Source organism: Roseomonas nitratireducens, assembly GCF_017813355.1.
Lineage (GTDB): Bacteria > Pseudomonadota > Alphaproteobacteria > Acetobacterales > Acetobacteraceae > Neoroseomonas > Neoroseomonas nitratireducens.
On the sequence record NZ_JAGIYZ010000004.1, the window covers coordinates 152,084 to 177,399 of the forward strand.

Genomic DNA, 25,316 nt, shown 5'->3' on the forward strand with positions numbered 1-25,316 from the left:
AACCTTCTGTGTCTCCTGGGAACTGACCTCGGACGTCAGTTCCCAACGGACAAAGAAGGGAGGGGGTCCGGGGGAGGTTCCCCTCCCCCGCGCTCACACCGAGCATCATCCGATCACCCTCGCCGCTTCCGCCAGCATCGCCGCCAGCCCCGCCGGCATGGCGAGCGCCAGCCCCGCCGCGATCGCGAGATGCAGCCACAGCGGCGCCGCCGCCGCCGCTTCCCGCCACCCGTCCAGCGCGCCGGCGGCATCCGGCGTCGGCGGCCCGAAGCACAGCGCCTGCAGCACCGTGATCAGCGCGGCGAAGGCCGTGACCATGCCGAGCGCCAGCGCCAGCGCGAGCCACGGCGCCTGCCCGGCCGCGGCGGTGAGAAGCCGGATCTCCGAGGCGAACAGCAGGAAGGGCGGCAGCCCCGCGATGCCCGCGATGGCGAGCGCGAGCCCCCAGCCCAGCGCCGGATGCGTCGCCACCAGCCCGCCGATATCGGCGATCTTCTGGCTGCCCTTGGCCTGCGCCGCGCGGCCCACGCCGAAGAAGACGGCCGACTTCACGAGCGAATGGCCGAGCAGGTGCACGAGCCCCGCCAGGTTCGCCGCCGCGCCGCCCAGGCCGAAGGCGAAGGCGGCGATGCCCATGTGCTCGATGCTCGACCAGCCGAAGAAGCGCCGCGCATCCCGCCGCCGCCACAGCGAGAGTGCGGCGAGCAGCACGGAGGCGAGGCCGAGCGCGAGCAGGAAGGGCCCCGGCGCGACGGCATCGGGGTTCGCGCCCACGATCGCCTTGGCGCGCAGCACGGCGAGCATGGCGGCGTTCAGCAGCAGGCCCGACAGCACGGCGGAAATCGGCACCGGCCCTTCCGCATGCGCGTCCGGCAGCCAGGAATGCAGCGGCACGAGCCCCGCCTTGGTGCCGTAGCCAAGCAGCAGGAAGGCGAAGGCGAGGTTCAGCGTGCCCGGGTCGCAGCGCGCCGCGACGGCCATGAGCGCGGCCCAGGACAGCCCCGTCTCCTCGTTCAGCAGCGGCTGCGCGGCGAGATAGAGCACGATGGTCCCGAACAGCGCGAGCGCGATGCCCACGCCGCACAGGATGAAGAACTTCCACGCTGCCTCGAAGGCCGCGGGCGTGCGGTGGACCGCGACCATCGACACGGTGGCGAGCGTCGCGATTTCCACCGCCACCCACATCACGCCCAGGTTGTCGGCGAGAAGGGCGAGGAACTGCGCGCCCATGAACAGCTGGAAGGCGGCGTGGTAGGCGCGCACGCGCCAATGGTCGAAGCCTTCCGCTTCCAGCGTCGCCGCCGAGAAGACCGCGGTGGTCAGCCCGACGAAGGCGGCGACCAGGATGAAGGGCAGGTTCAGCGCGTCGGTGCGCGTCCAGCCATGCTGCTCGAAGGGCAGGGCCATCAGCGCGACGGCGAGGATGAAGGACAGCGCGCTGACCGCGATGTTGGCGAAGGTCGCCCGCCGCAGGTCCGGCACCGCGGCCAGCGCGGCCGCACCCAGCCAGGGCAGGAAGACGATGGCCCATTGCAGGGGCATCAGCGCCCCTCCCCGCGATGTTCCTCGAGGCTGCGCGTGTCCAGCGTGTCGAAGCGCTCGCGGATCTGGAAGGCGAAGACGCCGGCGACGACCGCGACCATCAGCACCAGCGCGGCGGTGGAAAGCTCCACCACCAGCGGCATGCCGGCGACGCCGACGGCGGCGAGGATCAGCCCGTTCTCCAGGCTCAGCAGCCCGATCACCTGGCTCAGCGCGTTGCGCCGCGTGATCATCATCAGCATGCCGAGCAGCACGACCGACAAGGCGATCGCAAGGTCCTCCCGCGCCAACGCCCGCGCGCCCTCGGTCGCCGGCAGCACGACCAGGATGGACAGCGCGACCAGCGCCACGCCCGCGACCAGCGACGGCCCGATGCCCAGCGCGGTCTCCACCGTGCGATGCAGGTCGAGCCGCCGGACGATGGCATGCAGCGCGATCGGGATGAGCACGCCCTTGGCGACGAAGGCGAGCAGCGCGGTCACGTACAGCCCCGGCGCGCCCTGGATGTGCCCCTGCCAGGCGGCGGCGAGCGCGAGCAGCGTGCCCTGCGTGGCGAAGGCGCTGATCACCGCGCCGATGCGCCGCTGGTACAGCAGCACGAAGGACAGCAGCAGCACCGCGCCGGCGAGCAGGTGGGCGACGTCGTAGGGCAGCTGGCCGAAGCTCATGTGAGCCTCGTGGACACGAACAGCAGCACCGCGCCGAGCAGCCCGAGCAGCAGCGCCGCGCCGAGGAATTCCGGCACGCGGAAGACGCGCATCTTGGCGATGGCGCTTTCGAAGGCGGCGAGCGCCAGCGCCAGCCCGCCGAGCTTGGCGGCGAAGGCCAGAAGCCCGAGCGGCCAGTAATGCGGCGCCGCCCCCGCCGCCGCCTGGCCGAAGGGCAGGAAGATGGCCGACAGAAGCATCAGCCACAGCAGCAGCCGCAGCATCGCGGCGAATTCCCACAGCGCGAGATGCCGGCCGGAGGCTTCGAGGATCATCGCCTCATGCACCATGGTCAGTTCCAGATGCGTCGCCGGATTGTCGACCGGGATGCGGGCATTCTCCGCCACCGCGACGGCGAGCAGGGCGACGAGCGCGAGGCCGAGCGACACGCGCAGCCCGAGCCCGCCATCGCGGAAGGCCGCGCCGATCGCATCGAGGTTCGTGGTGCCGGCCAGGATGGCGAGCGTCAGCGCGGCGACGATCAGCGCGGGTTCGGCCAGCGCCGCGAAGGACATCTCCCGCGCCGCGCCCAGCCCGCCGAAGGGGGTGCCGACATCCATCCCCGCCAGCGCCATCGCGACGCGCCCGAGCGCGAGCAGCCCCGCGACCAGGATCAGGTCCGCCAGCGGCGCGAAGGCCATGCCCCGCGCGAAGGAGGGCACCAGCGCGGCTGCGGCGAGCGCCGCGCCGGCCGCGAGATAAGGCGCGGCGCGGGAGATGGCGGAGGCGTTTTCCGCCAGCACCGGCCGCTTGCGCAGCAGCTTCAGCAGGTCGCGCATCGGCTGCAGCGGATGCGGCCCGCGCCGCCCCATCATCCGCGACTTGAGCCAGCGCACCACGCCCGTCAGCAGCGGCGCGGCGGCGAGCAGAAGCGCGATGTGGGCGAGCTGCGCGAGGATGCCCCAGAGGACCGCCATCTCAGCGCGCCTCCATCCAGGCGAGCAGGGCGAGCATCAGCACCACCGCGCCGAAGGACAGGCCGAGGCATTGGCGGATGGACAGGTCGCGCAGCCGCTCGGCCTGCGCCGCCACGGCGTCGCGCCAGCGGGGCAGGGGGCCTTCCAGCGCGGCCAGCGCCGGGTCGTGGAAGCCGGCCTCGATCCGCGCGGCGCGCGGGTCGCCGGGGGCAGGCATGGTCACCTGTTCCCGCGCGGCGAGCAGGCTGGTGCCCAGCATGCGCCGCAGCGGCTGGCCGAAGCCGGCGGCGGAAGGCTGCGTGGCCGGGTCGCCGAAGGGCAGGTGGGACGGGGGCGCGATGAAGCCGCAATCCCAGGCCGGGCCGCGCGCGACGCCCGCGGGGGCGCGGCGGCGCACCTGCCACAGGACCAGCGCCGTGGCGCCGGCGAGCAGCAGCGCGACCAGGATGGGCCAGTAGCGCGCCCCGCCTTCCGCCGCGCCGACCAGCAGCAGCCCGCTGCGCGGCGCCGGCGCCCCGGCGATCAGCCGCAGCGCCGGTTCCGCGAGGTCGAGCAGCGGCCCCGGCAGCAGGCCGAAGGCGATGGTCAGCGCGGCCGGCACCAGCAGCGCGGCGCGCGCGGCCCCGCCCGTCTCCTCCGCCCCCGCCGCGCGCGGGGTACGCGGCCGGCCGAGGAAGACCAGCCCCCAGAAGCGCACCATGGCGGCGGCGGCAAGCGCGGTGGCCAGCGCCGCGAGCGCGGTGGCCGCCGCCGCGCCGATCTGGAAGGCGAGGTCCCCCACCCGCCAGGCCGCCAGCAGCGCCTGCAGCAGCAGCCATTCCGAGGCGAAGCCCGACAGCGGCGGCAGCGCGGCCGCCGCGCCGACCGCGACCAGGGCGGCCCAGGCGGTGACCGGCATGCGGTGGATCAGGCCGCCCAGCCGGTCCAGCCGGCGGGACCCCGCGCCGTGCAGCACCTCCCCCGCCGCGAGGAACAGCAGGCTCTTGAATGCCGCGTGGTTCAGCGCGTGCAGCAGCGCGGCGGCCGCCGCGACGGCCGCGAGCGCCGGCAGGTCCGCCCCCCGGAAGGCCAGCGCAAGGCCGAGCCCGATCGCGATAAGCCCGACATTCTCGATGGTGGAGCAGGCGAGCAGCGTCTTGCCGTCCTCCTCCAGGTTCGCGCGCAGCGCGCCGATCACGGCGGACGCGGCGCCGAGCGCGATCAGCGGCGCGCCCATCCAGACCGGCTGGGCCGGGCCCATCAGGTCGAAGACGAAGCGCGCGACGACATAGAGCGCGACCTTGGTCATCGCCCCGGACATCACCGCCGAGACATGGCTCGGCGCCGCGGGGTGCGCGAGCGGCAGCCAGACATGCAGCGGCGCGAGCCCGGCCTTGGAACCCGCCCCGGCGAGCACCAGCGCGAGGATCGCCGCGGCGCGCAGGCCTTCGGGCGGCGCGGCGCGCAGGGCGGCGAAGTCGAGCGCGCCGCCCGCCCCGCCCGACAGGCCGAGCGCCAGCGCCAGCGCCAGCCCGCCCATGCCCGCGAAGCCGAGATACAGCCTTGCCGCGCGGCGGTTCTCGGCCTGCGCGTGGTCATGCGCGACCAGCGCCCAGGAGGCGAGGGACATCGCCTCGAAGCCCAGCAGCAGGGTGAAGCCATCCGCGGCGAGCAGCGTGACCAGCATGCCGGCCAGGAAGACCGGCCAGGGGGCGAGGCGCCGCGGCGCCTCCGGCCCATGCACCCCGCCCAGGGCGAACAGCCCGGCGGAGAGCGTCGCAACGCCCACCGGCAGCAGGAACCAGGCCGAGAGCGGGTCGAGGGCGAGCCGCGCCGGCCCCCAGGGCGGGCCGAAGGGCAGGGTGAGCGTGGCGGGCGCCCCGATCAGCCCGCCGACCCCGCCCGCCAGCATCAGCAGCCCCGCCCCGGCCGTGCCCGCCTGCAGCGCCCGGCTGCCTGCCGCGCTGCGCGCGAGCAGGGGCGCGGCCGCGGCAAGCGCCAGCAGCGCGCCTGCGAGAAGCGCGAGCATCGTCAGCATCGAAGGGGACGGCGCCGAGTCACGGCGGAAGGATAGGCCCCCGGCCGCCGCGCCGGCCACCCCCGCGCCGGTTGCAGCGCCGGGGCGCGGCGGCTAGAGCAAGGGGGATCGGCGGGAAACGCCGCGTCACCAGGGGGCGAGGGCGCCATGCGCCGAGAGGGCGGGCCAGCACGCGGCCGCGCGGCAGGCTAGATGCAGGCGCTGCTCGGCTTCAGCCGCGGCGTCGACGTGATGAACGAGAAGATCGGCCGGGTGGCCGACTGGCTCGTCCTGTCCGCCTGCGCGATCAGCGCCGGGAACGCCGTGGTGCGCTACGGCTTTTCGTGGTCCTCCAACGCATGGCTCGAGGTGCAGTGGTACCTCTTCGCGGGCACCGTGATGCTCGGCGCGGCCTACACGCTCAAGCGCAACGAGCATGTGCGCGTGGACCTGGTCTATGGCAGCGTGTCCCAGCGGCTGCGGCTGTGGATCGACGTCTTCGGCATCATCCTGTTCCTGCTGCCGGGGATGGTGCTGCTGGCCTGGATGACCTGGCCCTTCTTCATGGATTCCTGGATGCGCAACGAGGGCTCGCCCAATGCCGGCGGGCTGCTGCGCTGGCCGGTCAAGCTGCTGCTGCCGATCGGCTTCGCGCTGGTGGCGCTGCAGGGGCTGTCGGAACTGGTCAAGCGGATCGCCGCGCTGCGCGGCCTCGGCCCCGACGCGGTGGGCATCGCCGACTACCAGCGGCCGGAGCAATAGGCGGATGCTGAGCCTCGAGATCATGCCGCCGCTGATGTTCGGCGGCCTGGTGGTCTTCCTGCTGATCGGCTTCCCGGTCGCCTTCTCGCTGTCCGCCGTCGGGCTGTTCTTCGGCTTCCTCGCGATCGAGATGGGCTTCTTCACCACCGCCTATCTCGGCAACCTGCCGCTGCGCGTCTTCGGCATCCTGTCGAACGACCTGCTGCTCGCCATCCCGTTCTTCACGCTGATGGGCGCGATCCTGGAACGCTGCGGGCTGGCGGAGGACCTGCTGGAGGGCACCGGGCAATTGTTCGGCAAAGTGCCGGGCGGGCTCGCCTACGCCGTCATCATCGTCGGCGCCATCCTCGGCGCCATCACCGGGACGGTGGCGGCGAGCGTGATCGCCATGGGCATGATCAGCCTGCCGATCATGATGCGCTACGGCTACGACATGCGCATCGCGACGGGCGTGATCGCGGCATCCGGCACCATCACCCAGGTGATCCCGCCTTCGCTCGTGCTGATCGTGCTCGGCGACCAACTCGGCAAGAGCGTGGGCGACATGTACGCCGGCGCGATCGGGCCTTCGATCCTGCAGATCCTGCTGTTCCTGGGCTTCATCGCGACGGTCGCGATCTTCGCCCCGCACAAGGTCCCCCCTCTGCCGCCCGAGGCGCTGGTCCCGCGCGGCTGGAGCCTCTACTGGCGCGTCATTCGGGGCATGGTGCCCTCGATCGTGCTGATCTTCCTCGTGCTCGGCACCATCTTCATGGGGCTGGCCACGCCGACGGAAGCCGGCGCCATGGGCGCGGTCGGCGCGGTGGTGCTGGCGCTGATCAACGGCCGCTTCACCTGGATGCTGATGCGCGAGGCGATGTCGAACACCATGCGCATCACGGCGATGGTGATCTTCATCCTGATCGGCGCGACCGTGTTCTCCCTGGTGTTCCAGGGCGTGGACGGCAGCCACTGGATCGAGCACCTGCTCTCCCACCTCCCCGGCGGGCAGACGGGCTTCCTGATCTTCGTCAACATCTTCATCTTCTTCCTGGCGTTCTTCCTCGACTTCTTCGAGATCGCCTTCATCGTCGTGCCGCTGCTCGCCCCCGTCGCGGCGAAGCTCGACATCGACCTCGTGTGGTTCGGGGTGCTGCTCTGCATCAACATGCAGACGTCCTTCATGCACCCGCCCTTCGGCTTCGCGCTCTTCTACCTGCGCGGCATCGCGCCCAAGGAAGTGCTGTCGCGGGACATCTACTGGGGCGCGGTGCCCTGGCTGTTCCTGCAGCTGCTGCTGGTGGCCATCGTCATCTTCTGGCCGGAGAGCGTGACCTACTGGCTGGATCGCGGCACGGGTGTGGATCCGGCGACCGTGACGATCGACGTGCCGATCCCCGAGCCGCCGGACGAGACGGCGGTGCCGGTGTTCCGCTAGCGCCGGCCCGTCGTCGGGCGGGCGAGGCCGGCGGCGCGACGCGGTGTGAAGCGTCTCAGTGCGCGGACCGTCGCGGCGCCGGGCGCGATTGCGCGGGGCCGGCCGTGCGTGCTGCTCTCGCCCCGGCATGACCGTTTCGATGAGCCATCCGCTTCCGCCACGACTCCGATCGCGCCTCGAGAGCGCGTTCGGGGCCGATTTCGCCGATGTCCGGCTGCATGGGGGGCACACCGGCGCCCGCCTCGCGGCCGAGGCCGGCGGCCTCGCCTGCGCGCTGGAGGGGCGGGAGGTGTTCCTCGGCCCCGTCCCGCACGGCCTGCGGGCCCTGGTCATCGCGCATGAGGTGGCGCACCTGGTCCAGCAGCGCCGACGCGGCGCGCGCGCGCATCCCGCCGCGGCGGAGCGAGAGGCGGAGCGGGCCGCGCGCGCCGCGATCGGCGGGCGCCGCGCGGCCATCGGCCTCGCGCTCGATCCGCGCGATCCCGCCTGCTGGGGCGAGGCCGGGCACTACTACACGGTCTACTTCGTGGCGCTCGCCGCCGGCTTCGGCGATTCGATGGCCTATCGCCTCGCCTTCTGGACGCAGATGGCCGACGAGATCGACGAGTTGAACGCCGTCCCCGCGGGCATCGAGATGGTGAAGGAGGACATCTCGGCCTACGCCTCCGACCGCTACGCCGACATGGTGGCGGGCTATGCGAATTTCGAACGCTCCATCATCGCCGAGGTGTTCGGCAATTCGCCCTATGCCCAGCATGTCATCCCGCCGCCGGCGATCGCCCGCTACGAACGCAGCGAGGCCTATTTCAACTGGCTCAACGTCCAGCGGGGGCTGCACGCCCTGACCGGCCGGGAGTGCGAGGCCGAGACGCGCCGCCGGATCGCCATCAGCGGCGCCTACAACCCCGGGCGCGGGCAGGAGTTCGAGTTCGGCCTCTCGCTGCATCCGCTGGGCGACAGCTTCGCGCACCGGGACGATGCGAACGGGCGGATGTTCGCCCCGCCGCTCGGCCATGGGCCGAGGGGGCATGAGCCGGACGTGCTCGGCGAGCATCGCCGCGCGCTCTATCGCCGCTATGTCGGGACGCTGCACCAGGTGCTGACGCGCGCCGCCGGGACGACCCGCACTGCCCCCTTGTCGGAGGCCGCGACGGTCGCGGCGCTGGACACCATCATCCCGGTGCGGCGCTCGCTCTCCGACGACCAGATTCGCGCCCTGTCGCGCCGGCCGGGCAGGGAAGGCCACGACCCGCTGCTGTCGGCGATGCGCGCCAATGCGCGGGCGAGCGAGCCGAACGAGGAGACGCAGATCGCGCAGATCCGCGCCCTGGCCCGATCCGAGATCGGCCAGGCGATGCAGCCCTATCAGCCGGAGACCTTCGATTCCGGCGCCTTCAGCAGCTTCCGCTCGCCGCCCGGCATCGCCGTGCCGCGCGCCCATGTCCAACGCGCGCTGCTGCTTGCGCGCGAATGGGCCTGAGCCGGCCCTGGTCCTACAGCATCGCCAGCCCGCGCTTGCGCGTGGGCGGCGCGAAGGCGGCATCCAGCGTGGCGAGGTCGGCCGCGTCCAGCGCGATCTCCCGCGCCGCCGCGTTCTGCCGCACATGGGCGGGGTCCGCCGCCTTGGGGATGCTGACGATCTTCGCATCGCGCAGCGTCCAGGCGAGCGCCACCTGCGCCGGCGTCACGCCCCGCCGCGCCGCGACCTGGGCGAGCGCGCGGTGGCGCAGCAGCTTGCCCCCCTGGCCCACGGGCGAATAGGCCATCACCGGCATGCCGCGCCCGGCGCAGAAGGGCAGCAGGTCGAATTCCGCGCCCCGGTGCTCGAGGCTGTAGAGCACCTGGTCGGTCGCGCAATCGGCCAGCGCGGGCCCGAGTTCCTCGAGGTCGTCCACGTCGCAGTTGGACACGCCCCAGCGGCGGATCTTGCCCGCCGCCCGCAGCGCCTCGAAGGCCGCGACCGTCTCGGCCAGGGGGTGCGCGCCGCGCCAGTGCAGAAGGTACAGGTCGATCGTCTCGACCTTCATGCGCCGAAGGCTGCGCTCGCAGGCGGCGACCGCGCCGCGGCGCGACGCATTGTGCGGATAGACCTTGGAGACGAGGAACACCTCGTCGCGCCGGCCGGCGATGGCATCGCCCACCACCTCCTCCGCGCCGCCCTCGGCATACATCTCGGCGGTGTCGATCAGCGCCATGCCGAGGTCGAGGCCGAGCCGCAGCGCGTCGGCCTCCTGCCCCCTGCGGCGCGGATCCTCGCCCATGTGCCAGGTGCCCTGGCCGAGGGCGGGGATCGGCGTGCCGTCGGGCAGACGCGGCATGGCGGTGGTCTCCGGGCGTTTCCGGCGCGAGGCTAACGCGACCCCGCGCCGGTCCGGAAGCCGATCAGGCGTCCGCCACCTCGACCATCACCAGCTCGGCATCCTCGGTCGCGGTGATGGCGAATTCATCCACCTGGCGGATGGCGATGCCGTCCCGCGCCGCGGCCACCTGGCCGCCCACGGTGACCGCGCCGCGCGCGGGCACGATGTAGGCCGCGCGCCCCGTCCCCAGCGGCTGCACCAGCGTCTGCCCCTTCTTCAGCGTCGCGGCGAGCACGGCGCCGTCCACGTTGATGGGCAGCGCGCCCTGGCCTTCGTCCTGCGGGCGGCCGGAGGCGAGCACCTCGAACCCCGCGTCGCGCTTCTCCTTGGGGAACTGCTTCGCACCCCAGGCGGGCTTCACGCCGCGGCGGTCGGGCATGATCCAGATCTGGAAGATGCGCGTCGTGGTGGGTTCGAGGTTGTATTCGGCATGCACCACGCCGGTGCCGGCGGACATGATCTGCACGTCGCCCGCTTCCGTGCGGCCCTCATTGCCCATGTTGTCCTTGTGGGTGATGGCACCCTCGCGGACATAGGTGATGATCTCCATGTCGCGGTGCGGATGCGGGTCGAAGCCCGTGCCGGGGGCGATCTCGTCGTCGTTCCACACGCGCAGCCGGCCCCAGGCCATGCGCTGCGGGTCCATGTAGTGGCCGAAGGAGAAATGGTGGTTGGCGTTCAGCCAGCCGAAATTCGCCTTGCCGAGGCTGTCGAAGGGGCGGATCTCGATCATCGTCGCACTCCGTCTGCTTGGCCCGCGGGCGGGCCGCTGTTCGGACAGGCAGATAGAGAGCGCGGTCCCGGCCCGCCACGGGGCGGGCCGTATCGCGGCCATTCAGGCCGGTGATGAAGCCCGCGTCAGCGGCACATCATCACCGGAATCTCGGCATTCTCGAGCACGTGGCGCGTCACGCCGCCCAGGATGAGCTGGCGCAGGCGGGAATGCGAATAGGCGCCCATGGTCAGCAGGTCCGCCCCGAAGTCGCGCGCCGCGCCGAGCAGCCCCGCGCCGACTTCCCGCGTCAGCGGCTTGAAGGGGACGATCTCCGCCTGGATCGAGTGCCAGCGCAGATAGGCCTGGATGCCTTCCGCCTTGGGCCCGCGCCGCTGGTATTCGTCCGAGCACAGGATCTGCACGGCGGAGGCCTTGTGCAGCCAGGGCAGGGCGGCGGCGACGGCGGCGGCACTTTCCGCCGTGCCGTTCCAGGCGACGCAGACGCGCGTGCCGATATCGGGGGGCGCGACACGCGGGGCGATCAGCACCGGGCGGCCGGAATCGAACAGGATGGCGTGCAGCGCGTCGCTGCTCGACACGTCCTCCCCCGCTTCCGGGTGGGGCACGACGGCCATGTCGTACAGGCGCGACTGCTGGGCGACGACGTCTTCCTCCCGCCCCGCGATCGCCTCGAAGGACAGGGTCGGGCCGTCGGTCTTGGCCGCCGTGTCGGGATTGTCGGCCAGCGTCACGCCGCCGAGGCCCTGCGTGAACTTCTCGAACAGCGCGCGCACGCGGTCGGCGCGCTCGCCGCTCTCGCGCTCGGTCGCGGCCATCATCTCCTCGATCATCGCGCCCGACAGGCCTTCGCCCGCGAGCGGTGCGACGTCGCGCGCATCGACGCGCACATGCAGGCAATGGACATGCGCGCCCCAGGCGCGCGCCGCGATCAGCGCGGTGGCAAGCGCGGCTTCCCCCGCGGCGGTCCCGGTCAGTGGCAGCAGCAGCCGTCGATAGGCCATGACGTGATACTCCCCTCGCTTGCTGCGAAATTCTGTCTCCCGGCGAATGAGCCTAGCACACGGAACCGGGGTCCATGCCAATCGCGGCGGTCGCAGCCGCCGCGGCGCCATCCTCCGCGGCGACGCGGTGCCATGCGATCGCGCCCGGATCAACGGTGGCGGCGCGCATCAGCACCGCCTCATCCGCATCCGAGGCATCGTCGCGGCGCGCCGCGATGCGCGCGCGCAGCAGCTCGACCGGCGCCTCCAGCCAGATGCCGTCGAAGCGCAGCCCCGCCTCCCGCGCGACGCCTTCCGCCGCGGCGCGGTGCCGCGGGTCGAGGAAGACGGCGTCGAGCACGGCGCAATGCCCGGCCGCCAGCGCCGCGCGCGCCATGGCGAGGATCTCTGCATGGACCGCGCGGCTCACCTCCTCCCCATAGGCTTCGGGCGGCAGGCGCCGTTCCGGCGGGAGACCGAAGCGGCGCTTGCGCGCCTCATCCGTGCGCAGCACCAGCGCGCCGGGGCAGCGGCCGAGCGCGGGGGCAAGGGCGCGGGCGAGGGTGGATTTCCCCGTCCCCTGCAGCCCGCCGATGGCGACCAGCCGCGCGGGCGAGGGCAGGAGATGCGCCTCCGCCGCCGCGAGCAGGCCCGCCCAGTCGCGCCCCCGCGCGGCCTCGACATGCGCGCGGATCATGGCGCGCAGCGAGAGCCAGAGCGGCAGCCCCGCCACCAGCCCCGCATCGCCGGTCCGCGCGACATAGCGGTTCAGCACCCGGTTCGCCGCCGCGCGGCCATGCCGCAGGTCGAGGTCCATCAGCAGGAAGGCGAGGTCGTAGCCGACGTCGATCGTCGCCAGCGCCTCGTCGAATTCCAGCGCGTCGAACAGCGTCGGCCGGCCGTCCCACAGGCAGATGTTCCCCAGATGCAGGTCGCCATGGCCGCGGCGCACGAAGCCCGCCTCGCCGCGCGCGGCCAGGGCGGGGGCGATGCGCGCGAGTTCGGTCCGCGCCGCCCCCGCCCAGGCCGCGACGCGGGTCGGATCGAGCCCGGCGCGCAGCGCGGAGGGGACGTTGCCGTCGAGGATCCGGCCGAGGGAGGCGGGCGCATCGACCCGCGCACGCGGCGCGGCCGCGTGCATGGCGGCGACCGCGTCGGCCACCGCGTCGAGCAGCGCGGGCGTGGGCGCGACGCGGTCGAGGAAATCGCCCGCCGGGATCGGCGCCATGCGCAGCACCCATTCCACCGCCGGCCCGTCGCCGCCTTCGCGCAGCCGCCCGTCCGGCCCACGCGTGAGCGGCAGCAGGTCGCGGTAGATGCCGGGCGCGTGGGGGCGGTTGATCTCGAATTCGCGGCGGCAGAAGCGCTCGCGGTCCTCGATCCGCGTGAAGTCGAGGAACCCCAGCGCGACTGCCTTCTTCATCTTCCAGGCCGTCTCGCGCCCGACGAAGACGGCCGAGATATGCGTCTCGACGGGCGGCGCGCCGGCGCGGGCGGCGAGGAAGGCGGCCGCTTCCGCCTGCGCCGGCGGGATGGTCACGGGTAGAGCGTCTCGATCCGCCAGGCCTCGCCATCGCGGTGGAAGACGCGCCGTTCGTGCAGGCGGAAGGGCATGTCGCGCCACAGCTCGATCCGCCGCGGCAGGACGCGGAAGCCCGACCAGTGCGGCGGGCGAGGGATCTCCCCGATCGCGTATTTCAGCCCGTATTCCGCGACCGCCTTTTCCAGCGCGAAGCGGGATTCGAGCGGGCGGGACTGCTTCGACGCCCAGGCGCCCAGGCGCGAGGTCCGGGCGCGGGAGGCGTAGTAGGCATCGGCCTCCGCGTCGCTGACCTGCTCGACCGCGCCCTCGACGCGGACGGACCGCGCCAGCGTCTTCCAGTGGAAGCACAGGGCGGCGTTGGGGTTGGCCGCGAGTTCCCCGCCCTTCCGGCTTTCGAGGTTGGTGTAGAAGACGAAGCCCCGCGCATCGACGCCCTTGAGCAGCACCATCCGTGCCGAGGGCCGGCCATCGGGCGTGGCGGTGGCGAGGCAGACGGCGTTCGGGTCGTTGGGTTCCGAGGCCGCGGCCTCGGCCATCCAGGCCTCGAAGATGGCGATCGGGTCGTCGGTGGTCGCGGTGCCGTCCATGGCGGGTGCTCCTTGCATGCTGCCTGTATCGGGGCGCGGGCGCGGGCGGCAAGGGGCGGAACCTCTTGCCCCCCGCCCCCCGCCATGGCACCACCCCGGCCCGCCCAGCCACCGGAGGGGACCCCTCAGCGATGAACGACGCCGCGCCCGAGCCCCGGATCGCCACCGGCACCCTGATGCAGGGCAAGCGCGGCATCGTCATGGGTGTCGCGAACGACCGCTCGATCGCCTGGGGCATCGCCCGCGCGGTCGCCGCCCAGGGGGGCGAGGTCGCCTTCACCTACCAGGGGGAGGCGCTGGAAAAGCGCGTCCGCCCGCTGGCCGAGAGCATCGGGTCCTCCCTGGTCCTGCCCTGCGACGTGGGCGACGACGCGTCCATGGACGCGGCCTTCGCCGAGGTGGGCAAGGCCTGGGGCAAGATCGACTTCCTGGTCCATGCCATCGGCTACGCGGACAAGCAGTTCCTGCGGGGCCGCTACCTCGATACGCCGCGGGCGGCCTTCCTGCAGGCGATGGACATCTCCTGCTTCTCCTTCGTCGCGGTCGGGCAGCGGGCGGCGGCGATGATGGAGGCGGGCGGGTCGATGCTCACGCTCTCCTACCTCGGGGCCGAGCGCGTGACGCCGCACTACAACGTCATGGGCGTGGCCAAGGCGGCGCTTGAGGCTTCCGTGCGCTACATGGCGACGGACCTGGGCGAGCGCGGGATCCGCGTGAACGCGATCAGCGCCGGCCCGATCAAGACGCTGGCGGCGAGCGGGATCGGCGACTTCCGCTACATCCTGAAGTGGAACCAGTACAACGCGCCGCTGCGGCGGAACGTGACGATCGAGGAAGTGGGCGGGTCGGGGCTGTACCTGCTGTCGGACCTGTCCGCGGGCGTGACCGGCGAGGTCCATCACGTGGACAGCGGCTACCACATCGTCGGCATGAAGAACCCGGACGCGCCGGACATCACGGTGGAGAAGGGCTGACGGCGCGGGGATGTCCCACAACAGCTTCGGCCACCTCTTCCGCGTCACCACCTGGGGCGAGTCCCATGGCGCCGCCATCGGATGCGTCGTGGACGGCGCCCCGCCGCGCATCGCGCTGAGCGAGGCCGACATCCAGCCCTGGCTCGACAAGCGCCGCCCCGGCCAGTCGAAATTCGTCACCCAGCGCCAGGAAGCCGACCAGGTCCGCATCCTCTCGGGCGTGTTCGAGGGCATGACGACCGGCACGCCCATCGCGCTGCACATCGACAACACCGACCAGCGCTCGAAGGACTATTCCGAGATCGCGGAACGCTTCCGCCCCGGCCATGCGGACATCACCTACGAGCTGAAATACGGCATCCGCGACTATCGCGGCGGCGGGCGGTCCTCGGCGCGGGAGACCGCGATGCGCGTCGCCGCCGGCGCCGTCGCGCGCAAGGTGCTCGGCCCCGATGTGCGCATCCGCGGCGCGATGGTCGCCATGGGCGGGGATTGGGTGGACCCGGCCAACTGGTCCTGGGACGCGCTCGACGGAAACGCCTTCTTCTGCCCCGACCCCGCCGCCGCCGCGCGGTGGGAGGAGAGGCTGCTCGACCTGCGCAAGTCGGGCAATTCCGTGGGCGCGGTGATCGAGGTGGTGGCCGAGGGCATCCCCCCCGGCCTCGGCGCGCCGATCTACGGCAAGTTGGATGCCGACCTCGCCGCCGCGCTGATGTCGATCAACGCGGTGAAGGGGGTCGAGATCGGCGACGGCTTCGGCGCCGCCGCGCTGACCGGCGCGGACAACGCCGACGAGATGCGCATGAACGCGGACGGCACCGTCGCGTTCCAGTCGAACCATGCGGGGGGCATCCTGGGCGGCATCAGCACGGGCCAGCCCATCGTCGCGCGCTTCGCGGTCAAGCCCACCAGTTCCATCCTGACGCCGCGCGCCGCGGTGGACCGCCAGGGGCGGGAGGTGGAGGTGCTGACCAAGGGCCGCCACGACCCCTGCGTCGGCATCCGCGCCGTGCCGGTGGGGGAGGCGATGCTCGCGCTGGTGCTGGCGGACCACCTGCTGCGGCACCGGGCGCAGAACCCGGACGCGCCTTCGGTGGCGCGCCTGCCGAGGAATTGACGGCTGGGGGAGGGGACCCTCCCCCAATCCCGGATGCTTGGCGCCCCGCTTTCCAAGGTTGGCGCCAATTTCCAAAGAAGGGAGGGGGCCCGGGGGAGGTTCCCCTCCCCCGCCCCTACTTCTCCTCCTCCCGCTTCGCTCGCTCCGCCTCCCGCAGGTAATCCTCGGTGGTCTTGGTGACCGGCCGCGGCGCCCCCGCATAGGGATCGAGCCCGCCCAGCGTCGCCTCGTTGATCCGGCAGGAATCGCACAGGTCCAGGATCGCCTGCCGCGCCGGGTCGGCGAACATCCAGTGCGCCGACAGCTTCGCCTTCACCCGCGCGATGGACGCCTTGGTGCCGAACGCCTTGCCGCAGCCCGGGCAGGTCGCCGGTTCCTCCTCCTTCACCACGCGCGGGCTCGCGGCCTCGGCGGCGAAGTTCAGGCGCGGCGCCAGCGTGATGACCTTCTCCGGGCAGGTCGCGACGCACAGCCCGCACTGCACGCAGGCATCCTCGAGGAAGCGCAGCTGCGGCGTCTCGGGGTTGGCCGAGAAGGCCGAGGTCGGGCAGACCGAGGTGCAGGCGAGGCAGAGCGTGCAGCCCTCGGTGTTCACCACCGTCGTGCCGAAGGGGGCGAGCGCCGGCATCGCCACCGTCGCCGCGGGTGACTTCGCCGCCTCGCGCAGGGCGCGGAAGCCTTGCAGCGCCATCTCCCGCGGCGTGCCGATCGCCTGGTGGGTGGACGGCGCGAAGGCGAAGGGCGCGCGGGGCAGGGTGGTCAGCGCCTCGCCCAGGGTGAAGGGGTCGTCCGTCTCGATCGCCGCCGCGCGCGGCGTGGCGTGGCCGAGGCCCAGGCCGGCGAGCGCGGCATTGGCGTAGTCGATGTTGCGCAGCAGCCCGTCCGCGCCGTGGGCGCGCTTGCCCGGCAGCAGCACGCGCACCGCGCTCGCCCCCCAGGCGAAGGCGCCGGCGATCAGCGAGAGGTCGAGCGCCGTGGGTTCGTTCACGCGCAGCGGCAGGACGCGGGCGGGCAGGCCTTCGCCGTGCCGGGCCAGCGCCTCGAGCATCGCTTCGCCCTGCGCCTCGTCATGGAACAGCACCACCGGCGCCTCCCCGCCCGCGGCGCGGTAGGCCATCAGCAGTGCGCGCAGGCGCCGGGCGAGTGCGGAGGCCGGCGGCAGCGTGTATTGCGCGGCACCCGTCGGGCAGACCGCGGCGCAGGCGCCGCAGCCGGCGCAGATCTCCGCGCTGATGACGACCTGGTCCTTCTGCGGGCCGGTGCCGGGCGTGATGGCGCCGGTCGGGCAGAGGTCGATGCAGCGCGTGCAGCCCGTGCGCTTGTTGCGGCTATGGGCGCAGAGACTGTCGGTGAAATCGATGAAGCGCGGCTTGTCGAAGGTGCCGTTCAGCTCGGCCGCGGCGGCGATCAGGCGCTCGACCGCGGCGGCGTCGGCCGGGTCGGCGCGGAGGTAGCCCTGGCGCACCTCATGCGCCGGGAACAGCGGCGCGCCGCCGGTCAGGTCCAGCACGACGTCGGCGCGGCTCGTCGCGCCATCCTTGCCCGGCGCCCATTCGTAGCGGGCGCGGGAGGACGGGCGCGGCATGGCGGCGCCATCGACCGTCACCTCGAAGGCGCCAAGATAGCCCGTCGCGGCGCGGGCGCGGCCCTTCATCACCGGGAAGGCCGTGCTGCGCGGCGGGGTCACGTCCTCGGCCCCGGTCAGCAGCACGGTCAGGTCGAGCCGGTCGGCGAGCCTGGCCGCCACCTCCAGCGCCACCGCGTCGCGCCCCAGCACGAGCGTGACTCCGCCGCTTTCGAGCGGCACCAGCGGCGTCGCCGGCATGGGCTCGGCGGCGGCGGCCAGCAGCGCGGCCATCTTCGGCCCGGCGCCCCGCCCTTCCGCCGACCAGCCCGCATGCTCGCGGACATTGACGAAGATCGGCGCCTCGGCCCCGGCCTCGGCCGCTTCCTGGGCGAAGAGCGGCGCCTGGGCGGTGCAGGCGACGGTCAGCGGGCGGCCGGTGGCGAGCGCCGCCATGAAGCGGTCGAGCTGCGCCATGCAGAGCTGCTCCGCGGTGCGGAGTTCCGCCCCGCAGCCCCGCGCGATGGCCCGCTCGTCGAGCCGCATCGTGTCTTCGCAGCTGCACACGAGCGCGATGCGCCCATCCGATCCGCTCATGCCGTGAACCGCTCCCCGTGCCGCCCCCGATTGGACCAAGGGGGCGGGCGGCATATATGCCGGCATGATCCGGGATGCGAGGGACCCCGCGCGGTGACCGAAGGACTGACAGACCTGCCGAGCGTCTTCACGCCGATCGTGCCGCTGCGCGAGGCCGGCGACGCCATGGCGCGCGCCATCGAGCTGGCGCCGCGCGAAGGCGCGGGCACCCTCGCCTGGGTGCGGTCCTGGTCGCGGATCGAGGCCGCGGTCGTGCTGGAACCCGAGGAGACGCTGGCCGCCGCGCGCCCGGCGCTGCTCGCCGCCATGGCCGCCTTCGCCGATGCCGCCGGGGCGCTTGGGCCGCCGGAGGTGCCGCTGACCTTCGGCTGGCCGGCGACCATCCGCGTCAATGGCGGCGTGGTGGGGCAGGCGCGGATCGCCGCCCCGCCCGGCTGCGCCGAGGATGAGGTGCCCGGCTGGCTGGTGGTGGGGATCGAGGTCGCCTTCGCCGCGCCGACCGGCCACGACCCCGGTCGCGACCCGGGCCGCACCACGCTGTTCGAGGAAGGCTACAACGAGACCACCCCCGCCGAGATGACGGCCGCCTGGGCGCGCCACCTGATGGCGACGCTGGCCGACTGGCAGGGGCGCGGCTTCCGCATCCTGGCCGAACGCTACCTGGCGCGGCTCGACCCGGCGACCGGCGCCGGCGCGCGGCGGGGAATCGACCCTGTGACCGGCGACCTCGTCCTCCAGCGGGGTGCCGAGCGCGAGGTGCTGCCCCTGGCGCAGGCGGTGGCGGCATGACGCGCCTGCCGCGGACCATCCGGCTCGACCCGTCCGACGCGCTGGTGTTTCCCCGCGCGGCCGAACCCGGCGAATGGGCCGTGCCCGGCGGCTTCTGCTTCTGGGACGACGACGTCGGCGCGCTGGAAGGCAAGCGGCGGCAGGCCTTCCGCGCGGGCTGGCTCGGCCTCGCTTCCTTCGGCTGGTCGACGCTGGTGCAGGTCTCGACCGCGACCGCGGCGCAGCGGGAAGAAGCGGTGGCGGCATTGGCGGCGCATATCCGCGCCGCGCATGGCGCGCCCGACGACGCCGCGGCGCGGGCGGCGGCGGAGGAGGAGATCGCCTTCGCGGAATCCCTCTGCGAACATCCGCCCGGCACGCTGCTCGCCCTCGGCCGCAGCCTGGAGGCGGGGGAGGTGCGCGAGCGCTTCCGCACGCTGCACGAAAGGGTGCAGGAACATCGGGCCTTCGACGCGCTGCCGGTCTTCGCGGCGGTGAGCGTGGAGGGTGAGGAGGAGGAAGCGCCGATGCGACCGGATCTCGCGCGCATGGCAAGGGGCGGGACGTGAGCGCAGTGTTGTCGCCTGGCGATTTCTGGGTCGCCTCCGGCCACCACCTTTGCGACGTGGCGGAGCATGGGCGGCTGATCGGCACGCCCGAGCTGTGGCGCGCATTTCTCGCGCGGCCGGAACTGATGCCGCCCGAGGAAGCCTGCGCGGCGGAACGCGCGCTGCACGCCGCCCTGATGGACACGCCGCTGCAGGCGGTCGAGGAAGCGCGCCTCGCCGCGCTGGCGGATGCCGATGCGCGGGAGAATTTCTCGCAGTTCCTCGCCTTCCGCGACCGCGTGGCGGCGGCGCCGACGCTGGAGGCCGGCTGGCTCGCGCTGTACCGGGAGGGCGTCGCCGGCATCCCGCCCATCCTGCTGCAGATGCTGACGCACCTGGTCGCGCGCAGCGCGCTGGAGGGGGAGGGCGATCCCTTCGCGCTGCGGGCGGGCGAGTTGCTGTACCGCGCGCAGCGCGTCGGCATCCACCAGGGCGCGACGCTGCTGGCGGACGAGGAAGTGGTCGAGATGCGCGGCCGCGACGGCGGCTTCGGTGCGCTGGGGCAGTTGCTGGTCGAAGCCGGCGCGCCGCCGCGGGAGGTCGAGCTCGACGTGCTGACCGAGGCGAACGCGACCGCCTATCACGGCAGGTCCGACGCGCACGACTTCGCGCTCGACATCGCCGAGGGGCGGGACGGGCAGCGCGGCATCGCGCGCATGCTGGAACGCTTCATCCGCCACATGTTCGGTGAGGACGTGTCGATCCGCGCCGTGCCGGTGATCGAGGACCACAACTGGACCTGGCATGTCGGGCTGGATGCCGAGGCGAGCGCGATCGCCAACGACCTCTGGCGGGGCAAGAAGGTGAAGCAGGACAGGCTCGCGCGCATCCTGTGGCTCGGCGTGCTGGAATTCGCCGACCCGTCGCGGGTGCTGCCGCGGGTGGCCGGGCGGCCGGTCTATCTCCCGCTGGCGATGGATGCGGCGAACCGGCTGCGGATGAAGCCGCAGAACCTGGTGGCGGGGCTGCCGCTGGTGGGCAAGGAGCAGGCGGCATGACGCTCGAGGTGCCAGGCACGGTCCGGATCGAGGTCGGGATCGTCGCGGAACGCCGCCCCGGCGTCACGCAATGGTCGGAGCATGCCTGGGCGGCGGTGGAGGTGCTGGAGGATTTTCCGGACCTGCCGCCCTGGACCGTGCTGCGGGAGGATGGCGGCCGGACGCTGTTCTTCGCCGGCAGCGCCGAGATCGCGCTGCATCCGACCGACACGGACAACTACGTACACAACCTGCAGGCCGACCGCCCACTTGTCTGGGTCGTGCTGCGCCCGGCCGCGACGCCTTCCGGCCTCATGCTGCAGACCGTGACGGTCGATGGCGGCGAGGCGCATCTCTATGCCGACACCGGCGCGGACACGCTCGAGGCGCTGCCCATGCCCGCCGGCATCCGCCTGCTGCTCGAACGCTTCGTCGCCGAGCATCATCGCGAGCGGGAATTCCACAAGCGCAAGCGCGACCGGCAGGACACCGATTCGCTCGGCCGGCGCGCGCGGGTGGAGGAACGGTGAGCGGCGAGGGCTTCCTCTCCCGCTGGTCGCGCCGCAAGCGCGCGGCCGAGGCGGGGCTGTCGGTCCCCGACCCGCAGGCGGAGGCGCCCGCCGCGAAGCCGCCCGCGCCCGCGACGGGTTCGGTTGCCGTGGCCGGCGCGGCGCCTGTGCCCGATGCCGACCCGGCACCCGGCGCGATGGAGGCGCCGGAGGAGCCCGGCTTCGACCTGGCGAGCCTGCCGTCGATCGACAGCCTGACCGCCGAGAGCGACTTCAGCGCCTTCCTTCGCACCGGCGTGCCCGAGGCGCTGCGCCGGGCCGCGCTGCGCAAGGCCTGGGCGCTCGACCCCGTGGTCAGCACCTATATCGGCCCGGCGGACTACGCCTGGGACTTCAATGCGCCCGATGGCGTGCCCGGCTTCGCGCTCGAACTGGGCGGCGATGTCCGGAAGCTGCTGGCCCAGGCCATCGGGCTCGACCGGGATGAGGAGCGCGCGCCCGCCGAGGCCGCGGAGACCGTCGAGACTGGCGATGCGGCGGAGGCGCCCGGGGCGCCGGCGCCACCGACCCTGGACGACCCCGCTGTCGCCCCCGCCATGGCCGACGGCGCGGCGCCGGTGGCGATGGCGGCGATCGCCCCCCCTTCGGAACCGGAGCAGGGCCCCCAACCGCCCGCCGCGCGGCCTCGCCGCCACGGCTCGGCAATACCGGGATGAGAATGAATCGCAACAACTGACGTTATGTTTCAGTGACTTGCGCGTCATATGATTCCGGAGTAGTGCGGTCGGGATTAGGTTCGGGGAGCGAACTCAAGGCATGTCCGGAATGGGCAGCGGCGAGCATGTCGAGGACACGCTGACGATTGAGAGGGCGCGGCTTTTCGCGCTTCTCGGTCGCCTGCTCGTGGCCGCGCCCGATTCATCGCTTCTGCTGGCGCTCGGCGGCCTGCGCGGCGACCGCACCCCGCTCGGGGAAGCCTATGGCGCGCTCGCGAAGGCGGCCCTGGTGGCCGATCCCGTGTCCGCCGAGCGTGAGTTCCACGATCTCTTCATCGGCCTCGGGCGCGGGGAATTGCTGCCCTTCGCCTCCTATTACCTCACCGGCTTCCTGCACGAACGGCCCCTGGCCGAGCTGCGCGGCGACCTCGCCCGGCTCGGGCTCGAGCGCGCCGAGGGGATCGTGGAGCCGGAAGACCACATCGGCAGCGAATGCGAGGTCTATGCCGGGCTGCTCTCGGGCAGCTTCGAGGGCGGTCCCGCCGCGGCCGAGGCGTTTTTCGAAAAGCATCTGCGGCCCTGGGCCGGCAGGTTCTTCGCCGATCTCGAGAAGGCGGAGGCGGCGCGGTTCTATCGCGTCGTCGGCCATCTCGGGCGCGTGGCGGTCGAGATCGAGCAGGCGGCCCAGGGGCTGCCTGCGTGATTCAAGTCGGGGACGGTTGAGGATGAGCGAAGGGACAAAGAACATGGCCGAACGCCGTGGTTTCCTGAAGGCGCTGGGGCTTGGCGGCGCGGCCGCGGCCGCGGCCGGTGTCGCGGAGGCCGCCGGGCCCGTGCGCGCCGATGCCGTTCCCGCGGGCACCGCCCGCAAGGAGAACGAAGCCGACCGGCTGAAGGCGCGCTACCAGGCCAACAGCGCGCATGTTCAGGCGTTCTATCGCACCAACCGCTACGGCGGCTGAGAGAAAAGAGGGAGCGAAACCCCATGCTGATCAAGCGTTCCGAAGCGCGCGCCGGGAAGCAGCGCCTCGCCGCGGCCTATCAGGGCCTGTCCTCCGGCGGGCTCGACCGCCGCGCCTTCCTCAAGCAGGCGGGGCTGACGGGCGTCGGCCTCTCCGCGCTCGGCGCCATTCCGCTGACCACGGTGCGGCCGGCGCAGGCCGGGCCGATGAACCACCAGCAGCCCGTCGCGCGCGTGAAGAACATCTGCACGCACTGCTCGGTCGGCTGCACGGTGACGGCCGAAGTGCAGAACGGCGTCTGGGTCGGCCAGGAGCCGTCCTGGGAAAGCCCGATCAACCGCGGCACGCATTGCGCCAAGGGCGCGGCGGTGCGGGAACTGGTGCATGGCGACCGCCGCCTGAAGTACCCGATGAAGCTCGTCAACGGGCAGTGGCAGCGGATGGGCTGGGACCAGGCGATCGGCGAGATCGCCGACCGGATGATGGCGATCCGCCAGTCCTCCGGCCCTGATTCGCTGTTCTGGCTCGGCAGCGCGAAGTTCTCGAACGAGGGCGCCTACCTCTACCGCAAGTTCGCCGCCTTCTGGGGCACCAACACGGTCGACCACCAGGCGCGCATCTGCCACTCGACGACGGTCGCGGGCGTCGCGAACACCTGGGGCTACGGCGCGCAGACCAATTCCTACAACGACATCCGCAATTCCAAGACCATGATCATCATGGGCGGGAATCCGGCGGAAGCGCACCCCGTGTCGCTGCAGCACGTGCTGAGCGGCAAGGAGATGAACCGCGCCAACCTCATCGTCATCGACCCGCGCTTCACGCGCACCGCGGCGCACGCGACGGAATACGTGCGCATCCGCCCGGGCACCGACATCCCGATCATCTGGGGCATGCTCTGGCACATCTTCCAGAACGGCTGGGAGGACAAGGAGTTCATCCGCCAGCGCGTCTTCGGCATGGACGAGGTCCGCGCCGAGGTCGCGAAGTGGACGCCGCAGGAGGTCGAGCGCGTGACCGGCGTGCCCGGCGCGCAGCTGCGCAAGGTGGCGGAGCTGTTCGCGACGCAGAAGCCCGCGACGCTGATCTGGTGCATGGGCGCGACGCAGAAGACCGTCGGCACGGCGAACGTTCGCGCCTACTCGATCCTGCTGCTCGCGACCGGCAATGTCGGCGCCGAGGGCACGGGCGCGAACATCTTCCGCGGCCACTGCAACGTGCAGGGCGCATCCGACTTCGGTCTCGATGTCGCGACGCTGCCGGCCTATTACGGCATCGACGAGACGGCGTGGCGGCACTGGAGCCGCGTCTGGGGCGTGTCCTTCGAGTCGATGCGCGCGCGCTTCGACACGCCGCAGATGATGCACACGCCGGGCATCCCGACGACGCGCTACTTCGACGCGATCCTGCTGCCGAAGGACCAGATCCAGCAGCGCGACAACATCAAGGGCATGCTGGTGTTCGGCCATGGCGGCAACACCGTCACGCGCATGCCCGAGGCGCAGAAGGGGCTCGAGAAGCTCGACCTGCTGGTGGTGGCGGACCCGCACCCGACGACCTTCGCGGTGCTCGCGAACCGGCGGGAGAACACCTACCTGCTGCCGATCTGCACGCAGTTCGAATGCGACGGCAGCCGCACCTCCTCCAACCGCTCGGTGCAGTGGTGCTCGAAGATCGTGAACCCGATCTTCGAGAGCCGCACCGACTACCGCGTGATGTTCGACCTCGCGAAGGCGCTGGATGGCGCGGCGCAGCGGCGCAACATGCCGATCCGCTTCGCGGAGGAGATGTTCCGCCCGTATGAGATCGCCAATGGCGAGCCGACGGCGGAATCCATCCTGCGCGAGATCAACCGCGGCGCCTGGGGTTCCGGCTATTCGGGCATCAGCCCGGAGCGCCTGAAGCTGCACCAGCAGCACCAGGACAAGTTCGACCTGGTGACGCTGCGCGCGAAGGACGACGCGCCGGCCGAGATCCGCGGCGACTTCTACGGCCTGCCCTGGCCCTGCTGGGGCACGCCGGAGATGCGCCACCCCGGCAGCCACATCCTCTACAACACCAACATCCCGGTGAAGGACGGCGGCGGCAGCTTCCGCCCGCGCTTCGGCCTGGAGCGGAACGGGACCACGCTGCTCGCGGAAGGGTCCTGGTCGAAGGATTCCGAGATCCGCGACGGCTATCCCGAGTTCACCGTCGCGGTGCTCAAGCGCCTGGGCTGGTTCGACGAGCTGACCGCGGCCGAGAAGGCCTCGATCGCCGAGGTCGGCACCGGCCTTGGCGGTGAGGACCGGGTGTCGTGGATGACCGACCTTTCGGGCGGCATCATCCGCGTTGCCGTCAACCACGGCTGCTCGCCCTTCGGCAACGGCAAGGCCCGCGCGGTGGCGTGGAACCTGCCCGACCCGGTGCCGGTGCACCGCGAGCCGATCTACACCCCGCGCACTGACCTGATCGCGCAGTACCCGACGCTGCCGGACCGGCGCGGCTTCCGCCTGCCGCATCTGGGCCAGTCGGTGCAGGCGCGCTCGAACGAAGTGGCGCGCGACTTCCCGATCGTCCTCACCTCCGGCCGCCTGGTGGAATACGAGGGCGGCGGCGAGGAGACGCGGTCCAACAAGTGGCTCGCCGAGCTGCAGCAGGACATGTTCGTCGAGATCAACCCGCGCGACGCGGTCGCCCGCAACATCCGCGACGGCCAGTGGGTGTGGGTGACCGGGCCCGAGAGCAATTCGCGCACCCGCGTCAAGGCGCTGGTGACGGAGCGTGTCGGGCAGGGCGTCGCCTTCATGCCCTTCCACTTCGCCGGCTGGTTCCAGGGCGAGGACCAGCGGCGCAGGTATCCGCAGGGCACCGACCCGATCGTGCTCGGCGAATCGGTGAACACGATCACCACCTACGGCTACGACCCCGTGACCTTCATGCAGGAAACGAAGGTCACCCTCTGCCAGATCCGCGCGGCATAAGGAGGCGCGACGCA

General features: G+C 72.4%; 23 protein-coding genes. 13 read left to right on the forward strand and 10 right to left on the reverse strand.

Features of this window, described 5'->3' with window-relative positions; translation table 11 throughout:
* Positions 1 to 105 precede the first annotated feature (105 nt).
* The 4 genes from J5Y09_RS06470 to J5Y09_RS06485 are packed head-to-tail and all read right to left on the reverse strand — an operon-like array spanning position 106 to position 5,174.
* Positions 106 to 1,542 carry a hydrogenase 4 subunit F gene (locus J5Y09_RS06470; protein ID WP_209350934.1) on the reverse strand — a complete coding sequence of 479 codons (1,437 nt, stop codon included), beginning with the start codon at positions 1,540 to 1,542 and terminating at the stop codon, positions 106 to 108.
* The gene (locus tag J5Y09_RS06475; protein WP_209350935.1) at positions 1,542 to 2,210 is read right to left on the reverse strand and encodes a hydrogenase-4 component E; all 669 of its coding nucleotides are present in this window, start codon (positions 2,208 to 2,210) and stop codon (positions 1,542 to 1,544) included. The genes J5Y09_RS06470 and J5Y09_RS06475 overlap by 1 nt, the downstream gene beginning before the upstream one ends.
* On the reverse strand, positions 2,207 to 3,166 hold the full coding sequence (locus J5Y09_RS06480) for a respiratory chain complex I subunit 1 family protein (RefSeq protein WP_209350936.1): 960 nt from the start codon (positions 3,164 to 3,166) through the stop codon (positions 2,207 to 2,209). The genes J5Y09_RS06475 and J5Y09_RS06480 overlap by 4 nt, the downstream gene beginning before the upstream one ends.
* 1 nt (position 3,167) lies before the next feature.
* On the reverse strand, positions 3,168 to 5,174 hold the full coding sequence (locus J5Y09_RS06485; RefSeq protein WP_209350937.1) for a proton-conducting transporter transmembrane domain-containing protein: 2,007 nt from the start codon (positions 5,172 to 5,174) through the stop codon (positions 3,168 to 3,170).
* A 201-nt stretch (positions 5,175 to 5,375) separates the two neighbouring features.
* Between J5Y09_RS06485 and J5Y09_RS06490 the strand changes: the two genes are divergently transcribed.
* The 3 genes from J5Y09_RS06490 to J5Y09_RS06500 all read left to right on the forward strand — a co-directional run bounded on the left by J5Y09_RS06490 (position 5,376) and on the right by J5Y09_RS06500 (position 8,821).
* Complete coding sequence (locus J5Y09_RS06490; protein WP_209350938.1) at positions 5,376 to 5,924, forward strand: TRAP transporter small permease subunit; 549 nt, start codon at positions 5,376 to 5,378, stop codon at positions 5,922 to 5,924.
* 4 nt (positions 5,925 to 5,928) lie between these two features.
* Positions 5,929 to 7,341, forward strand: coding sequence for a TRAP transporter large permease (locus tag J5Y09_RS06495; RefSeq protein WP_209350939.1), 1,413 nt, complete (start codon positions 5,929 to 5,931; stop codon positions 7,339 to 7,341).
* A 139-nt stretch (positions 7,342 to 7,480) separates the two neighbouring features.
* Positions 7,481 to 8,821 (forward strand): eCIS core domain-containing protein, encoded by a 1,341-nt coding sequence (locus tag J5Y09_RS06500; protein ID WP_209350940.1) that lies wholly within the window; start codon positions 7,481 to 7,483, stop codon positions 8,819 to 8,821.
* 13 nt (positions 8,822 to 8,834) lie between these two features.
* Here J5Y09_RS06500 and J5Y09_RS06505 read toward each other — a convergent pair whose 3' ends face one another.
* The 5 genes from J5Y09_RS06505 to pdxH form a co-directional block, all read right to left on the reverse strand.
* Positions 8,835 to 9,659: an aldo/keto reductase gene (locus J5Y09_RS06505; RefSeq protein ID WP_209350941.1), complete on the reverse strand. Its 825-nt coding sequence runs from the start codon at positions 9,657 to 9,659 to the stop codon at positions 8,835 to 8,837.
* A gap of 64 nt (positions 9,660 to 9,723) precedes the next feature.
* Complete coding sequence (locus J5Y09_RS06510) at positions 9,724 to 10,434, reverse strand: pirin family protein (RefSeq protein WP_209350942.1); 711 nt, start codon at positions 10,432 to 10,434, stop codon at positions 9,724 to 9,726.
* A 125-nt stretch (positions 10,435 to 10,559) separates the two neighbouring features.
* Positions 10,560 to 11,438, reverse strand: a complete 879-nt coding sequence (locus tag J5Y09_RS06515) for a universal stress protein (protein ID WP_209350943.1) — start codon at positions 11,436 to 11,438, stop codon at positions 10,560 to 10,562.
* A gap of 52 nt (positions 11,439 to 11,490) precedes the next feature.
* A complete protein-coding gene (locus tag J5Y09_RS24725; protein WP_209350944.1) occupies positions 11,491 to 12,957 on the reverse strand; it encodes a bifunctional aminoglycoside phosphotransferase/ATP-binding protein in 1,467 nt (488 codons plus the stop codon).
* On the reverse strand, positions 12,954 to 13,547 hold the full coding sequence (pdxH, locus tag J5Y09_RS06525; RefSeq protein WP_209350945.1) for a pyridoxamine 5'-phosphate oxidase: 594 nt from the start codon (positions 13,545 to 13,547) through the stop codon (positions 12,954 to 12,956). The genes J5Y09_RS24725 and pdxH overlap by 4 nt, the downstream gene beginning before the upstream one ends.
* A 131-nt stretch (positions 13,548 to 13,678) precedes the next feature.
* On the opposite strand from pdxH, the gene fabI reads away from it, so the two are divergent.
* Positions 13,679 to 14,521, forward strand: a complete 843-nt coding sequence (gene fabI, locus J5Y09_RS06530) for an enoyl-ACP reductase FabI (RefSeq protein ID WP_209350946.1) — start codon at positions 13,679 to 13,681, stop codon at positions 14,519 to 14,521.
* A gap of 10 nt (positions 14,522 to 14,531) precedes the next feature.
* Entirely contained in the window at positions 14,532 to 15,638 is a 1,107-nt protein-coding gene (gene aroC / locus J5Y09_RS06535) for a chorismate synthase (RefSeq protein WP_209350947.1), read from the forward strand.
* A gap of 115 nt (positions 15,639 to 15,753) precedes the next feature.
* Here aroC and J5Y09_RS06540 read toward each other — a convergent pair whose 3' ends face one another.
* Complete coding sequence (locus J5Y09_RS06540; RefSeq protein ID WP_209350948.1) at positions 15,754 to 17,799, reverse strand: 4Fe-4S dicluster domain-containing protein; 2,046 nt, start codon at positions 17,797 to 17,799, stop codon at positions 15,754 to 15,756.
* Between the two features lie 93 nt (positions 17,800 to 17,892).
* On the opposite strand from J5Y09_RS06540, the gene J5Y09_RS06545 reads away from it, so the two are divergent.
* The 8 genes from J5Y09_RS06545 to J5Y09_RS06580 all read left to right on the forward strand — a co-directional run bounded on the left by J5Y09_RS06545 (position 17,893) and on the right by J5Y09_RS06580 (position 25,302).
* Positions 17,893 to 18,588, forward strand: a complete 696-nt coding sequence (locus J5Y09_RS06545) for a biotin/lipoate--protein ligase family protein (protein WP_209350949.1) — start codon at positions 17,893 to 17,895, stop codon at positions 18,586 to 18,588.
* Positions 18,585 to 19,136 (forward strand): DUF6505 family protein, encoded by a 552-nt coding sequence (locus J5Y09_RS06550; protein ID WP_209350950.1) that lies wholly within the window; start codon positions 18,585 to 18,587, stop codon positions 19,134 to 19,136. Before J5Y09_RS06545 ends, J5Y09_RS06550 begins: the two co-directional genes overlap by 4 nt.
* Positions 19,133 to 20,173 (forward strand): DUF6352 family protein, encoded by a 1,041-nt coding sequence (locus J5Y09_RS06555; protein ID WP_342451421.1) that lies wholly within the window; start codon positions 19,133 to 19,135, stop codon positions 20,171 to 20,173. The genes J5Y09_RS06550 and J5Y09_RS06555 overlap by 4 nt, the downstream gene beginning before the upstream one ends.
* Positions 20,170 to 20,682, forward strand: a complete 513-nt coding sequence (locus J5Y09_RS06560; RefSeq protein WP_209350951.1) for a DUF3305 domain-containing protein — start codon at positions 20,170 to 20,172, stop codon at positions 20,680 to 20,682. The genes J5Y09_RS06555 and J5Y09_RS06560 overlap by 4 nt, the downstream gene beginning before the upstream one ends.
* Positions 20,679 to 21,377, forward strand: a complete 699-nt coding sequence (locus J5Y09_RS06565; RefSeq protein ID WP_209350952.1) for a DUF3306 domain-containing protein — start codon at positions 20,679 to 20,681, stop codon at positions 21,375 to 21,377. The genes J5Y09_RS06560 and J5Y09_RS06565 overlap by 4 nt, the downstream gene beginning before the upstream one ends.
* Positions 21,378 to 21,477: 100 nt before the next feature.
* Entirely contained in the window at positions 21,478 to 22,080 is a 603-nt protein-coding gene (locus tag J5Y09_RS06570) for a TorD/DmsD family molecular chaperone (protein ID WP_209350953.1), read from the forward strand.
* Between the two features lie 43 nt (positions 22,081 to 22,123).
* Entirely contained in the window at positions 22,124 to 22,339 is a 216-nt protein-coding gene (locus J5Y09_RS06575; RefSeq protein ID WP_209350954.1) for a twin-arginine translocation signal domain-containing protein, read from the forward strand.
* 23 nt (positions 22,340 to 22,362) lie between these two features.
* A complete protein-coding gene (locus J5Y09_RS06580; protein ID WP_209350955.1) occupies positions 22,363 to 25,302 on the forward strand; it encodes a formate dehydrogenase subunit alpha in 2,940 nt (979 codons plus the stop codon).
* The last annotated feature ends 14 nt before the right edge of the window (positions 25,303 to 25,316 follow it).